This window comes from Undibacterium sp. Ji42W (assembly GCF_049340405.1).
GTDB lineage: Bacteria > Pseudomonadota > Gammaproteobacteria > Burkholderiales > Burkholderiaceae_D > Undibacterium.
This window is the reverse complement of record NZ_JBMPOV010000021.1, coordinates 43,444-57,326: the sequence shown is the minus strand read 5'-3', so window position 1 is coordinate 57,326 and position 13,883 is coordinate 43,444. Positions and strand designations below refer to the sequence as shown.

Below are 13,883 nucleotides of genomic sequence, written 5' to 3'. Positions count from 1 at the left end.
CCTTCAAGGTGACAGGAAACTGGGCAAGTTTTATCGGTGCACGCTCAGACTTGCTATACATACCGATGATGCCTTTTCCATCTGGCGATAATATCAAACTCCAGTCTGCCTGCAAGGTGATGGGGTCAAGGTATAGTTGACGTATATGGCGCCGCGGCATGGGGTAACGCGGGTCGCGCAACAGGTCATTGAGTGTGGCCGGAGCGCGCAGCGCGCCGGGTGGTGATGCACTGGCATAGCTTAACAAGGCTTGCTGGTATTGTTGCCCGATAAAAAGCAAGTCATCTTCTGCAGCACGTCTTTGCATAAGACTGTGTACTTGCATGGTGGCGAGCGCAGCGATCGACAATAAGGCCACATTCAATAGCAAACCAAGATAAGCCATGCCATTTTGATGGCACGGCGTGTCGTGTGTGTTGATACTGATGTTGATATGCTTTTGCACGCGCATGTACTCAAAGAGATTGATAAGCAGGATGCATGAAATACCCGCCAACAAACCTCAAAGACAATAGCATAATATCAACTTTAAAAATTGAAATTTACTCGTCTGGCTCCCGCGTCTTTCCCAGATATTTCAAGACAACAAAGCCACCAGCGCGGTTGGGTGAATATGCCACCCCATCAACCCGGCGAGCCCCATCAGCACACCAAACCCGGTAGGCACCAGCGTCACAAAATACAGCCAGCGCTGTTTGGTCAGGGCAGTCACTGCCAACAAGGAGATGGCAATCGCCAGCAAGGCATCTGACAAGTCGAACTGGTCATCTTTGTAATTGGCGTTATCATAATCAACCTGGTCTTGCTCTGCCTGCTTTTTCAATTCTTCCTTTTTGTCATGCTGCTCTTTGCCGAGCTTCACATAACTGTCTATTGCCGCCTGATATTCTGCCTTCTGCTCAACAGGCACATTTTTGGAGGCCAGGCGCAATTGCAATTCTGTTGATTTAGCCAGTTCTTCCCGCATATTCCTGGCCTGGTAAAACGCCCAATGATCTATCTTGTTGGCCTGCGATTGCTGCATGGCCTGGACGATATTGTCGTCCTTGACCTTGCATATGCCCATAAAGGTTGCCAGCAAAGCGACCGTGATGGCAACCCAGATGTTCAACTGGTTGGTCGCCTTGTTTTGTTTGGCTTCTTCCTGTTGCTCGGTTAATTGCTCTACGGTTTCCACGGGATCAATATCCATATATTGCTTTCTGAAGTTACTCTAAAAAATTAAAAACCAAAAATTTATCAGGTTTATTTACCATGCTTACTCAGTCGGACTGACATCGGTCGACCTGTTGCCGAGTTGCAGAAAACGGCGTCCATCGCGAACACACTCATACAGCAAGTACAAGGCATAAGCAAGACAAGCCAGGCGTATGCCACGATCCAGCCTTTGCAAATCCAGGATGGCTGGCCAACCTATGTTATGTATCACCGCATCAAGCTGGCTGAACAAGAAAAACAAGGCAGCATACAAGACGTTTTGCACTATATTCAATTGCAATTTCAGTTTACTCCATACAGGCTGGACCGCGCACCAGATGCAAAATGCGATGGAAAATAATAGCAGTACGCTCATCCATGGCAAGTAGCTTGCCATGGATGGCGAAAAATCTACCCGCAGTTGTTGCAGGCTGGCTTCAGACATCCATGATGCATGCCAGATCAGCAGCAAGATAAAACCACATGAAGATAAATCCGTGAGGACGTCACTGCCACGTATATTTTGCCAGTCATACTCTTGCTCAGACAAGTCCTGTGCCCGCCAGTTCCTGTTGTTGCCCCAAATAGGCAACATACCGCTTTTGGAAACCAGATAAAACGCAATTGTCACTGAGGTAAAAATCATCGTTGCCTGATCAAAAAATCCGGCAATTAATTGCATCAATGCCTGCCATATCTTGTCATGCTCTGCCTGTAAAAACACAGTGCCACTTTTCAATGTTTGCAACAACAGCGCAATCCCCAATGCATAGTTGGTGACCAGCTTGTAGGAGGGCATCAACTCACTGCTGACCAGAGGTGTGACAGGTATATAACGCGCTGCAACCTGTGCAGGATGACCCAGCTTTTCCAATATGCGGGCGACTTCTTGTTCGGTTGCCTCCCTGCCGGTTTGCTCCTGGAGGGCATCAAGCTGATCAAGAATGTTGGCCTGCAATTCACGACCTATGTCTTCTCTTTGGGCCAGCGGCAATACTTGTTTCACCGCATGTATGTATTTTTGCAGCAGAGTCATTGTCCTGTCTCCAAAATAGTCGTCAGCGTACCATTCAAGGCTTGCCATTCCTGCGTAAGTTTTTGCAGCAATTCAGTACCTTCTTGCGACAGCGTGTAATAACGCCTCTCGCGGCCCTCACCCTGCTGCCACTCACTGTCCAGCAAACCCTGGTCAGCGAGCCGCCGGACCAGGGGATACAAAGTGCCCTCATCTATATCCAGCCCATGATCGAGCAAGGCTTTGCGCAGGGAATAGCCATACTGCGCCTGTCGCAATGACCCCAGCACAGCCAGCACCAGCGCCCCGCGCCGCAATTCCAGTCGCATTTTGTCCAGCCTGTCTTCAGACATGTCTTTTATTCCTTTGTTGCCAATACTGTGTCACACACAGCATAATACTATGCGCCACACAGTAAAAATACAAGCACTATTTATGGCCTTTGCGATCAACCCTGCGACCACGCTGCGCCAGCTTTGATCCAGTGTTTCCCGTATTCATCAGATTTTTTTTGCTTTCGTCGGAAAATGCGAGACGAAAGCCGCGCAGGCAATTATTCTTGGCAGCAATCGCAAATAAGAAGGAAATAATCATGTTCACGACTATCTGGTTTATCTTACGTGCCAGTTTTGGCTGGGGACTGCTGATCCTGTTCACGACGATCTTGATCGTGAATGGCATTTTCAGGAACCACATGCCGGGAGAGTTTATCCTCATCCCTTTCAGCCTTGTGGCCCTGGTCATGGGCATCAGTTTCTCGCATGTGCGCCGGGTGCGCTTGATTGCCAGCAAGGTCGATACCAATACGCTGGCCAACCGTCAGCGCCGACAGATAGAAATCCCGCTGGAAGCCAGTGAAGCTTTTGAACTGGTCGATGCCGCCATCCGCGAACTGCCAGGTGCCGAAGATACCGAGAGCGCTAGGGACAGCCTGCAAATACGCGCCAAGATCAAGCGCATAGACCCTTACCAGGCTAACTTCATTGATGAATTGAAGGTACTCGATTTTCTGACGACCAAGCGCAACCAGATACTCGCCACCATAGCGCCTGGTGATGGCATAGGCAGCCTGACCCTGATTTGTGAACCTGAACGCCCAGCCTGGACAGATTTTTTCCTGGTCGATAATGGCACCAACCTGGAAAATGCAGAAGCCATCACCCGCGCCATCACCCGCCGTATTGCAGAACGCAGGCGAAAGGAAAAAGCCAGCGCAGCGCAATCTGTGACCGAAAAAGAATTGACGGTCGCCAAACTGAACTTGCTGCACGCCCAGGTAGAACCGCACTTCCTGTACAACACCCTGGCCAGCGCGCAATTATTGACACGCGCTGATCCGGCAGCGGCTGACCAGATGCTGGGGAACCTGATTACCTACTTGCGCCACTCCCTGCCACGGACCGAAGATACTGCCTCTACCGTAGGTGAAGAACTGGAAAGATCCATCGCGTATCTCGACATCATGAAAATACGCATGGGCACACGCTTGAACATACAAATACAAGTGCCGCCAGAATTGAAGGCCCTGCCTTTCCCTATGATGATGTTGCAAACCCTGGTCGAAAACGCCATCAAACACGGCTTGGAACCCAAAACTGGAGGCGGCACGATATGGATCATCGCCAGACAGCATGAAGGCAATGTCGCCGTCACTGTGGCTGATGATGGTAATGGCCTGGGGGCAGAAATTGGCGGCACAGGCATAGGCTTGAAGAATGTGCGTGAACGCCTGCGCCTGGCGCATGGCAATGCGGCAAGTTTTGTGCTGGTCGGTAATTTCCCCAGCGGAGTTGCTGCGACCATCACAGTACCTGTCGTCGTCAACAAAGGAGAACAACATGCCTAAGTGCGTTGTCGCCGAAGATGAGAGTTTGTTGCGTGAAGCCTTGTTGCAACAACTGAGCCTGGCCTGGCCAGATCTGGAAATCGCCGCTGCCTGCGATGATGGCGGCAGTGCGCTGGAAGCCATTGCCATGCACCAGCCAGATGTGGTGTTCCTCGATATACGTATGCCGGGTCTGAGTGGCCTGGAAGTGGCAGCCGCCATGACAGAAGTCAGTCCTCAAAGCCAGATCGTATTTGTCACTGCCTATAACCAGTATGCGATTGATGCCTTTGAAAAAGGTGCAGTCGATTACCTGCTGAAGCCGATTACCCAGGACAGGTTGCTCGCCACAGTCAAACGTCTGCAGATGCGTGCACTGACTGGCACGGCTGATTTGCAGGCCATCAGCACACTGGTACGCCAGCTCAGCGGCGGACCGGCAGACATGCCCAAACCTGCGCCGCTGGTGTGGATCACCGCCAGCGTGGGTAATGAAACCCGGCTCATCATGGTCGATGATATTGCCTACTTCCAGGCTGACAGCAAATACACGGTGGTCATGACCGCTGAGGGTGAATCACTGCTGCGAAAACCCATACGCGAATTGCTGCAGGTGCTGGACAACAGCATGTTCAAACAGATACACCGCTCCACCATTGTCAACCTGCGTGCGATTGCGTCCATCAGCCGCGACGATAGTGGTAAAGGCCTGGTCAAACTCAAGACCAGACCAGAAATGCTGAGTGTCAGCCAGCCATTCATGGTCTTGTTCAGGAATATGTAAAACATGCGCACTCTCAATGAACATACTTTTATGGCGGCGTTGGCACATGCACTGGTAAACGCAGCCAAGTCCTTGCTAGCTCTGTCGGCCGCAGTTAGCCTCAAGGTGCTGGATGCACAAGACAGCAATGGCAATTACCTGTATGCGCGTGGCCGCCACAAGTACTTTGGCATGGGTGCGCTGGTGATTTTCTTTGCCGTGTTTGCCGGTTATGGCATGGCGCACATGCTGGCCAGTATGGTAAATGTCAGCAGCACCGGTGCCATTATCGCTGGTTGCCTGTGGGCGGTATTCCAGTGGTGCCTGGAGCGGCAGATGATCATGTCGATACAATCAGATGCCGGTTGGCGGGCAAAGAGCATGGGCCTGTTCTGGCGCAGCCTGCTGGCACTCTTATCTGCAATTACCATGGTCTACCCTTTTTTTGTCGATAGCAACCGGGCTGAGATCACAGTAAAGACTGGCGAACTGGAACGCACTCGTCTGATCCAAAACCTGCAAAGCGCGCAACTCGCAACCGGCTTGCCCACGCTTCAACAGGACGTGGCAGCGCTGGATGACAAACTGCAAAAGGCAGAAGATAAACTGCACAGCGAACCACCGCACATGGCAGAGATGCGCCAGCAATTGCAGACCCTGCGTGAGCAGGCAAAAACCGAGGAACGCCGCACCAACGGTCAGATTGCCAACTGGCGCAAAGCCATGACGATAGCTTTGCCTGAGCAGACCGTCCTGCTGGAACAAAAAATCAGCGCCGCACAAAACCGCATCAACGCTGCCAAAGCCAGATGCCTGCGGCAAGAGCAAGACATCAACACGACGTTGATCGCCTGGCGTAAAGAAAAACTGGTCGAGAAGGCGCAAGTCGCAGAAGAACGTCATGAGGCCAATGCCATCGCCAGCAAAGCCAGGGCCGACGCGCAATCACTGGAAAAAATCCAGACTGAGCATATACAGGCAGCATCCCATGCAGGTTTTGCTGCCGACTTCGCTGCCACCTGGGACATGCTGCAAAACGACATGCACAGGCGTCTGCAATTCATCTGGTGGCTGTTGTGGTTTTTGACGATAGAGCTGGTCGCCATTATCGTCAAGTTCACCAGCCATACCGATGTCGACGCCAGGCTGAACGCGGATGAACATTTGCTCAAGGTTGACATCAGCAGCAACTTCACTTTGCGCCGGGAGCAAATTGAAGTGGGGCAATTGCGCGAGATGACGGCACTCAAGGGTGAACGTGCGGCCCTGCAAGCGGACGATGGCATCACTGCAGCTGCACTGGCGACCATAAGGCAAATGCGGCAACTGGAGCAACAGGCAGAGCTGAGTTCCAGCAATGTCCCATCAGGCTTGCGGTCTTTGTTGCAAGAAACCCTGAACACCATGAATGCGAATTTTTTACGCCTGCTGGCGAATAAATAAGGAATGCAAGGATTACAATAGCGTCACGATTATTCCTGGTTCATCTCCTCATGAAACTTGCTCGTATCAGCTATGCAATCCTGTTCAGTATATTAAATACCGCCTATGCAGCCAATGCTGCCGATGCCTGGGTGCCACAAACCAGTGGCACTGAAGTTGAATTGCGCGGCCTGTCTGTCGTCAGCCCCAAGATCGCCTGGGCCAGCGGTGCCAAGGCCACAGTCCTGCGCACTACCGATGGTGAACACTGGCACGCGATAGAGGTAGCAGGCGCAGAAGGCCTGGACTTTCGTGACATCCATGCTTTTGATGCCAAACATGCGATCATTATGAGCGCAGGGCCAGGTGCCCTGTCGCGCCTATATGAAACCAGAGATGGTGGCAACAGTTGGCAATTGCTGAAAACCAATGAAGCCAAGACCGGCTTCTGGGATGCCATCTCCTTTTCTGACGCCAAACAGGGCATCTTGTTTGGCGACCCTGTCGATGGCCTGTTCCAGATCATGGTGACGTCAGACGGCGGCCTGAACTGGCAGGAAAACAAACACCCCGGCTTGACTGCACTCCCCAACGAAGGCGCATTTGCCGCCAGCGGCACCTGTGTGGCCACTTATGGCAACCAGCATGCCTGGATAGTCACGGGCGGTGCCAGCCAGGCGCGGGCATTTGCCAGTGCAGATGGTGGCATCAGCTGGTCAGCCGCAACTTTACCCTTGCCTGCCAATGCAGCCAGCAAAGGTGCGTTCTCGGTGGCTTTTCTGGATGAAAAAAATGGCATGGCAGTAGGTGGGGATTACAAACTCCCGCAACTTAATAGCCTCAACGGTACACGTACTGAGGACGGCGGCCAGACCTGGCAGCCAGCCCAGGTATTGCCGCAAGGCTTCATGTCTGTCATCGTCACTGTTCCAGGTTCCGCAAAAACCTATGTCGCAGCAGGCCTGGCAGGTTCGGGTATCTCACATGATGCTGGCAAGACCTGGAAGGTGCTGGATAAAACTCCGGTCAATGCCGTGGCCTTTGCCAACGCCAAAAACGGCTGGGCAGTCGGACCCAAAGGTTTGCTCATGAAATTTAATTACGTGTCAAAATAATATTGATTAATAAATACCAAAGTGTCCGCAGTGTCCGGTGTGTCCGGGTAGTGTGCAATAGCGGACAGTCTGCTGCTGAATTTGCAGCACATGCCATACTGAAATTGGCATTCGTATTGGCTTTATGCGCTGGCACGTTCTTTGCAATTGATTCTGCCAGACTGTCGTTCTGCAAAAGCTGCGCTGTCGTAAAAAGGGATATAAAAATGAAAACGAGACTGAACTTGCTGATCAAACTGTGCCTCACCGTTTGCATGCTGGGTATGATGCTATCGGCCAGCGCTGCACCTTTGGCTGTATCCAATCTGGATGCGCAACTGATTTCCTACTTCCGCCCTTACGCACCTGCGGCTGAAGTGCTGGTCAAAAAAGTAGAGAAAAACTTGCCAGCCGAGAAGACCGATTCTACGGCCAAGTCCAGAAACAAAACAGTCAATGACACGCAAGTGTGTGTTGATAGTGAGGCCGACAAGAATCTGGAAGCAGAAGGCTTACAAGGCAAACGGTCTGACATGCCGAAATTGCGTTAAGGCATTTCCCTCTTTTTAGTACCAGGCTAGAAAACGCCAAGTTACACCGCCGTTGGAGCTTCGCGGCAAGTCCTAATGAGTCGCTCCACCGGCGATACGTAAATCCTTGTCCGTTTTCAACACACTTTCCAGCACTTTCAAGACCGCTGTCTTCAGCATTTCCAGCGGCATGCTGGCTGCTCCTGCATGCGCCACTGCCTGCTCAGGCAAATAGGGGATGTGGATGAAGCCTGCTCTTTGTATGCCGCTGTTCGTCCCGCTTGCTATGTGCATGAGGCCATAAAACACATGGTTGCAGACAAAGGTGCCAGCAGTCTGTGATACGGATGCGGGTATGCCGCTCAGGTGTAATTCTTGCGCTATTGCCTTGATGGGCAGACTGGTGAAATAGGCGGCAGGGCCGCCTTCTATGACAGGCACGTCCACAGGTTGCACACCGACATTGTCGGGTATGCGGGCATCATCAACATTGATGGCGATGCGTTCGAGGCTGATGTCGGCACGACCACCGGCCTGACCTACACCAATCACGATAGCGGGATGATGTTGCCTGACAGCGGCCTCCAGTATCTGCAATGAATTCACAAATTCGCAGGGCAAACGCGCGCTGACAATCTGATGGTTGTCGCCGATGAGCAAGCCATCCAACCTGCGCACCACTTCCCATGAGGGATTGCTTTGCTCGCCGCCAAAGGGATCAAAGCCCGTTAGTAAAATGCGTTTCATGCCAGCCTCCAGGCCATTCAAGGAAAGACAAAGAAATATATCAATACGATATTGCAGGTCAGCACCAGCAGGGCTGTCGGTATCTGCACTTTAATCACTTGATACTTGTCTTGCAACTCCAATAAGGCCGCAGGGACGATATTGAAGTTGGCGGCCATCGGTGTCATCAGCGTGCCGCAGTAGCCAGAGAACATGCCTATCGCCACCAGAGCCGCCGGGTTGGCATGATGCTGGTTGATCAGGAATGGCAGAGCGATACCAGCAGTCATGACGGGGAAGGCTGCAAAAGCATTGCCCATGATCATAGTGAACAAGGCCATACCTGTGCAATACATGATGACCAGGGTCAGGCGGCTGTCGGGGTTGATAAAGAGTGTGACGATGTCCTGTATCGACTGCCCCGTCTTGGCAGCAACAAACACGCCACCCAGCATAGCCAGCATTTGTGGAAGGATCAGCGCCCAGCCTATCGTATCCACCAGACGCCGCGACTCACGTACGGCTTGCAGTGGCGTGTCACGGGTGTACAGGCAAGCCAGGCACAGCGCGCAGAGACAGGCTATGCAAAGCGCAGTCAGGGTCAGGTTTTTTTGATCCAGCAAAAACCAACCACCAAATTGGAAGTCTTTCACGACTACTGTCAATATGACCGTAACAATGGGGATCGCCAGCGCAGGGATAAAGATGCGGTTGCCCAGCTTGCTGGCGATTTGCAGGCGCGCTGGCCTGTCATGATCCACATGGTTGCCCATGCCCAGCAAATTCGCGCCCGCCAGTGCTGCCATCAACAAAACCGTGATGCCAACGATACGGTAAGTCAACGGCTTGCCCAGCGTTGCCAGCATGAGGTCACCAAACAAAAAGCTGAAGCCGAACAGGAACCAGAACAAGGCCGTGGTGATACGGCGCGGGTTACTGGTATCGCGCAGCGTCATGAAAGCCACCAGCATGACGATGACGCCGATGAGATAAAGAACCAGATTAATGCTGACCAGGGTGTTCATGCGTTCACCGCGGCATTGGTCTGGTCTTCCTGATTTGCCTGAGTAGTCTTCTGCCAGGCCGCAACGTCTTTGGCAATGCTGGCATCCAGCCGCGACAGGCGAAACAGGTGTATCAGCAAGGCACACAATGCCGTTGGTATGCCCCAGATACCTATCGCCAGTGGTTCAATGCCATTGATACCATTCTCCTTGAGGAAGGCAGTCATCAGCAGCACGGCACCAAAGGCGATGAAGATATCCTCCCCAAAGAACAGGGCGACGTTATCGCATGCCGCAGCATGGGCAGCGATGCGGTCGCGTATCGCAGGTGGAAAGTCGCCATGCAAATTGCTGGCGGCACCTTCGGCCATTGGCGACAGCAAAGGCCGCACAGTCTGCGCCTGCCCGCCCAGGCTCAGCAAACCCATGGCGGCGCTGGCTTCACGTACGACAAAGTACAGCATGAGGATACGGCCCGTCGTTGCGCTGCGTATGCTCGCCACCCATTGCTGGGCGCGTTCACGCAAGCCAAAGTGTTCCAGCAAACCGATGATGGGTAGTATCAATAATGAACTGGTGAGTTGCCTGCTATTGAGAAATTTTTCACCGAAGGTTTCCAGCAGGCTCATGACATCCATGCCGACAGCAAAGCCTGTGCCGAGACCGGCGACGGTAACAACGAGCAAGGGATTGAAGCGCAGCGCAAAGCCGATGACGACCAGAGGTATGCCTATCAGTGGCAGTAATAATGCCAGGTTCATGCGGTCTCCTGTTTTGTTTTTTTATAGTATCTGGCCGAACATATTCCCTTGATAAAAACTGCTAAGACCTCTCAACACAGAGACACGGAGACACAGAGATGTCACAGAGGAGAACAAAGAGAATAAAAGAACCCGGCGCGTATCTTTAAATAAATTTTTCTACAAAACCCTGTAAGCCAACCTGTCCAGCCGCGTGCCACTAAGCCGTCCCAGCAACTTGCGCACGGGATCAGGATAATCCGTATTCTTTTCCAGCTCACGGTAATGTGAAATGACTGTCGTCTTCTCCATGATGCTGCTCAACTCGTCCTGTCTTTGCTGCTGCAATTCATGTTGCGGATCATGAATCAGCAAGGCATTTTCCAGGTCAAGGCGGAAGGCGCGCGGGTTCAGGTTATTGCCTGTCATAAGCGCATAATCCTGGTCTATCCACATACCTTTCAGGTGATACGTATTGTCGTCATCCTTCCACAGACGCAGTTGCAATTGCTGGCTGGTGATTTCTGCCTGGTGGGATTTGGCAAAGCGGCGCAAGTTAACCTCGTACAGATAAGGCAGGGCAGCAATGACTTTAAAAGGCTCCTCTGGAAGGATAAAGAAGTCATTGGCAGTTTTGTCGCCAACGATGATGCAGATACGCACGCCGCGCTTCAGCGCGCGATTGATTTCACGCGTGACAGCGAGCGGGAAATTAAAATAAGGCGTGCAGATGGTGATCTGCGTCTTGCTGGCGGCCAACAATTGGCAAATGACTTTATTCAAAGGATTATTTTTACCTACGCCCACCAGCGGCGTCACGCTCAGGCCATGCCTGTCATGTTCTTGTTCCACTACATTGCAGTCATAGCGGGCGCTTTTCAGCTTACTCCTGAATAGCTTGATTTCACGGCGTATGCTGCGGGTAGCGGGTATCTCCGGCATATCCAGCCGGTGCACGGCGGCGGCAGATAATAAATGCTCGCGGATAAATTGCACCATGCTGTTGGCCAGCACTTTGTTGTGGATCAGCAGATAGCGGTCATGACGGTATTTATCTTGCTTGTGCAGATACACATTATTCAGGCTGGCACCGCTGTAGATGACTTCATCATCGATGACAAAGCCCTTGAGGTGCAGCACGCCAAAGAGTTCACGCGTCTGCACGGGTATGCCATACAGCGGCACAGTATAGGCATTGGCCTTGCTGATCTCTTGATACCAGGCTGCATTGCCGCCACTTTTTGCGGCACCAATCAAGCCGCGTTGTGCACGGTGCCAGTCCACCATCACCGCAATGTCGAGCTCAGGGCGGGCAGCCTTGGCATCATAAAGTGCCTGCAAAATCTCTGCGCCAGCTTCATCATTTTGCAGGTACAGGCTGCATAAATAAATCCTGTGTTTTGCCTGGGCAATTCTGGTCAGCAAGGTGATCCGGTAATCTGCTGCGGTATGTAGCGTATAGACGTCATCTGCCTGCAGGGGAATGCCATTTAGATGCGTAAGGTCGGAAGCGGACTTGAATAGGCGCATGTCTGTCTAATGAATACCAGTGAAAACCTGATGATGGTAACACTAGTCCATAGCCAGATACAAAAAACCCGCTAACGAGGCAGCAGCGAAGTATTAACAGACGCTAACGAAACAACTGCGCCATCCTGAAGCTGGATTGTTGCCCCAGTTGCTCAAAATGCTGATCCAGCCAGACTTGCGCCCTGGCCCGCCCTTCTGCATGCAGGCTATGCAAAAATGTTGCCTGTGCATTCAGTTTGCTATGGCTGCTCAACTGGCTCATGAGTTCAGGTGCGGCAATCACATGCAGGTTAAGCTTGCGCAGGCGGCGTTCCAGCCGGCCCCAGGTCAGCCAGCCACGGTCGGCTTCACGCTTGGCCAGTAGCAAGCCCTGCAATTTAGTATGGAAGGTAGAACTGAAACCCATCTCGGTCAGGCGTTGCCAGATTTCATTGGAGGATGTAGGCACTTGCGCCCTGGGCTGGGCATGCAACAGAATGGCAATGATGTCGCGGGCATTGCATTTATGTACCAAGGGGAATAAAGGCGGGTTGGCAGTCAGGCCGCCATCCCAGTATGCCTCCCCCTCTATTTCCACCGCCCTGTGCACCATGGGCAGACAGGCAGACGCCAGCAAGACATCCAGGCTCATCTGGCGGTTGCGGAACAGTTTCAATGTACCGGTACTGACTTGCGTAGTGGCAATAAAAAGTTCTATGCCCGGTTGCTCGCGCAATCGCTGGAAATCGATCTGCGCCGCCAAAATGTCGCGCAAGGGGTTGATGTCAAAAGGATTGAGCTGGCTGGGTGAAAAGAACCGTGTCCAGGCAAACAGATGTTTCATGGCGGCTGGCAGTTCAGACTGCGCTGCGATATCTGCCGTCAGCGCATATTCGTCAAGAGGCGCGCTGAACGGAGAACTGCTGGCGACGCTATCCCAGAATTTTTTCAACGCCTGCCTGGCACCATCAGCCCCGCCATCAAGATAACCATGCGCCAGCGCCACGGCATTCATGGCGCCAGCACTTGCACCACTGATTGCCTCTATGCTGACACGTCCATCTTCGAGCAAGCGATCCAGCACGCCCCAGGTCAGTGCGCCATGCGAACCACCGCCTTGCAATGCCAGTGTGACTGTTTTATTCATTGATTCCCTTTCAAGAGGCAGATGCCATGAGGGAGAGTGAAGCATAGAGGTGACCGGCTTATGACGTGGTCAGTGTGAGGGAATGGCAAGCAAGGGGTGTGCCTGTGAGTATTGAGCGCGTTAACTTCGTAGGTTGGGCCGGGCCTCGCTAGGCTACGGGGTATCAGCCCAACACTCGGTATTTAAATCACGTAAACATTTGCAAAGGCCGAGTGTTGGGCTGATGAAGCGTAGCCCAACCTACACCCTAGCCCAACCTACGATTAACCCAAACGCGATTACGATATTACAGGCGCCGCCAAACCTGCCACTTCTCCTTACCCGCAAACACGGGTATGGAATCAATGACAGTACGCTCTTCGAGCAAGTCAAAATACGGCGACATCAATTCACGAAATGCAGCACTGTGTACGGTAAACGGCGGCCCCTTGAGCGAGGCGTCTGGCGCATCATCAAAGAAAAAATACCCGGCCAGCAAAGTGCCTGTGGGTAACAGTGCAGCCCAGCGTTTGACAATATCGGTCCGCATCGCAGGTGGTAATGCGCAAAAGAAGGCGCGTTCATAAATCAGGCCTAGCGGCTGCGCTGGCGTGTAGGCAAAAAAATCGGCCTCGATAACATGCTTGCCCCACTCGCCTATCGCTGCCTGCGCACTGCGCACGGCAGCAGGCGAAAAATCGATGGCGACCACAGGCCAGCCTGCCTCCGCCAGAAAGGCGGCTTCATAGCCGTTGCCACAACCTGGAATCAGCGTATTCATGGCCTGAGGCGCAGCCAGCATAAAAACCTGCAATTCAGCGGGCGCATTGCCCTTATCCCAAGGAATGAAGTTTTTTTCAAAACGCTCGTCCCAGAATTGCGGATTGCGCGGGTCACGGTTTATGAAATCAGCCATGCTTCTGTATGAATTA

15 protein-coding genes are annotated in these 13,883 nt (G+C 52.5%); 5 read left to right on the top strand and 10 right to left on the bottom strand.

Annotation, left to right across the window (positions count from 1 at the left end; all coding sequences use genetic code 11):
- The 4 genes from ACO0LG_RS28540 to ACO0LG_RS28525 all read right to left on the bottom strand — a co-directional run.
- A partial coding sequence (locus tag ACO0LG_RS28540; protein WP_423031873.1) for a hypothetical protein occupies window positions 1-445 on the bottom strand: 445 nt, incomplete at its 3' end.
- Window positions 446-577: 132 nt separating this feature from the next.
- Entirely contained in the window at window positions 578-1,192 is a 615-nt protein-coding gene (locus ACO0LG_RS28535; RefSeq protein ID WP_423031871.1) for a DUF4337 domain-containing protein, read from the bottom strand.
- Window positions 1,193-1,258: 66 nt separating this feature from the next.
- Window positions 1,259-2,233 carry a hypothetical protein gene (locus ACO0LG_RS28530; protein WP_423031869.1) on the bottom strand — a complete coding sequence of 325 codons (975 nt, stop codon included), beginning with the start codon at window positions 2,231-2,233 and terminating at the stop codon, window positions 1,259-1,261.
- Entirely contained in the window at window positions 2,230-2,565 is a 336-nt protein-coding gene (locus ACO0LG_RS28525) for a PadR family transcriptional regulator (RefSeq protein ID WP_423031867.1), read from the bottom strand. The genes ACO0LG_RS28530 and ACO0LG_RS28525 overlap by 4 nt, the downstream gene beginning before the upstream one ends.
- A 239-nt stretch (window positions 2,566-2,804) precedes the next feature.
- On the opposite strand from ACO0LG_RS28525, the gene ACO0LG_RS28520 reads away from it, so the two are divergent.
- The 5 genes from ACO0LG_RS28520 to ACO0LG_RS28500 all read left to right on the top strand — a co-directional run bounded on the left by ACO0LG_RS28520 (window position 2,805) and on the right by ACO0LG_RS28500 (window position 7,867).
- On the top strand, window positions 2,805-4,058 hold the full coding sequence (locus ACO0LG_RS28520) for a sensor histidine kinase (RefSeq protein ID WP_423031865.1): 1,254 nt from the start codon (window positions 2,805-2,807) through the stop codon (window positions 4,056-4,058).
- Complete coding sequence (locus ACO0LG_RS28515) at window positions 4,051-4,821, top strand: LytR/AlgR family response regulator transcription factor (RefSeq protein ID WP_423031863.1); 771 nt, start codon at window positions 4,051-4,053, stop codon at window positions 4,819-4,821. Before ACO0LG_RS28520 ends, ACO0LG_RS28515 begins: the two co-directional genes overlap by 8 nt.
- Window positions 4,822-4,824: 3 nt before the next feature.
- A complete protein-coding gene (locus ACO0LG_RS28510; protein WP_423031861.1) occupies window positions 4,825-6,243 on the top strand; it encodes a DUF4407 domain-containing protein in 1,419 nt (472 codons plus the stop codon).
- Window positions 6,244-6,293: 50 nt separating this feature from the next.
- Window positions 6,294-7,337 carry a WD40/YVTN/BNR-like repeat-containing protein gene (locus ACO0LG_RS28505; RefSeq protein WP_423031859.1) on the top strand — a complete coding sequence of 348 codons (1,044 nt, stop codon included), beginning with the start codon at window positions 6,294-6,296 and terminating at the stop codon, window positions 7,335-7,337.
- Window positions 7,338-7,543: 206 nt separating this feature from the next.
- Entirely contained in the window at window positions 7,544-7,867 is a 324-nt protein-coding gene (locus tag ACO0LG_RS28500) for a hypothetical protein (RefSeq protein ID WP_423031857.1), read from the top strand.
- A gap of 72 nt (window positions 7,868-7,939) precedes the next feature.
- Here the strand turns inward: ACO0LG_RS28500 and pcp are convergent, their stop codons facing one another.
- From pcp to ACO0LG_RS28470, 6 genes are all read right to left on the bottom strand, one after another.
- Window positions 7,940-8,593 carry a pyroglutamyl-peptidase I gene (gene pcp / locus ACO0LG_RS28495; RefSeq protein ID WP_423031855.1) on the bottom strand — a complete coding sequence of 218 codons (654 nt, stop codon included), beginning with the start codon at window positions 8,591-8,593 and terminating at the stop codon, window positions 7,940-7,942.
- A 17-nt stretch (window positions 8,594-8,610) separates the two neighbouring features.
- Entirely contained in the window at window positions 8,611-9,597 is a 987-nt protein-coding gene (locus ACO0LG_RS28490; protein ID WP_423031853.1) for a DUF979 domain-containing protein, read from the bottom strand.
- Complete coding sequence (locus ACO0LG_RS28485) at window positions 9,594-10,337, bottom strand: DUF969 domain-containing protein (RefSeq protein WP_423031851.1); 744 nt, start codon at window positions 10,335-10,337, stop codon at window positions 9,594-9,596. The genes ACO0LG_RS28490 and ACO0LG_RS28485 overlap by 4 nt, the downstream gene beginning before the upstream one ends.
- A gap of 159 nt (window positions 10,338-10,496) precedes the next feature.
- A complete protein-coding gene (pssA, locus tag ACO0LG_RS28480) occupies window positions 10,497-11,846 on the bottom strand; it encodes a CDP-diacylglycerol--serine O-phosphatidyltransferase (RefSeq protein WP_423031849.1) in 1,350 nt (449 codons plus the stop codon).
- A 103-nt stretch (window positions 11,847-11,949) separates the two neighbouring features.
- A complete protein-coding gene (locus tag ACO0LG_RS28475) occupies window positions 11,950-12,972 on the bottom strand; it encodes a patatin-like phospholipase family protein (RefSeq protein WP_423031847.1) in 1,023 nt (340 codons plus the stop codon).
- Window positions 12,973-13,258: 286 nt separating this feature from the next.
- Window positions 13,259-13,867, bottom strand: a complete 609-nt coding sequence (locus tag ACO0LG_RS28470; protein ID WP_423031845.1) for a methyltransferase domain-containing protein — start codon at window positions 13,865-13,867, stop codon at window positions 13,259-13,261.
- Window positions 13,868-13,883 lie beyond the last annotated feature (16 nt).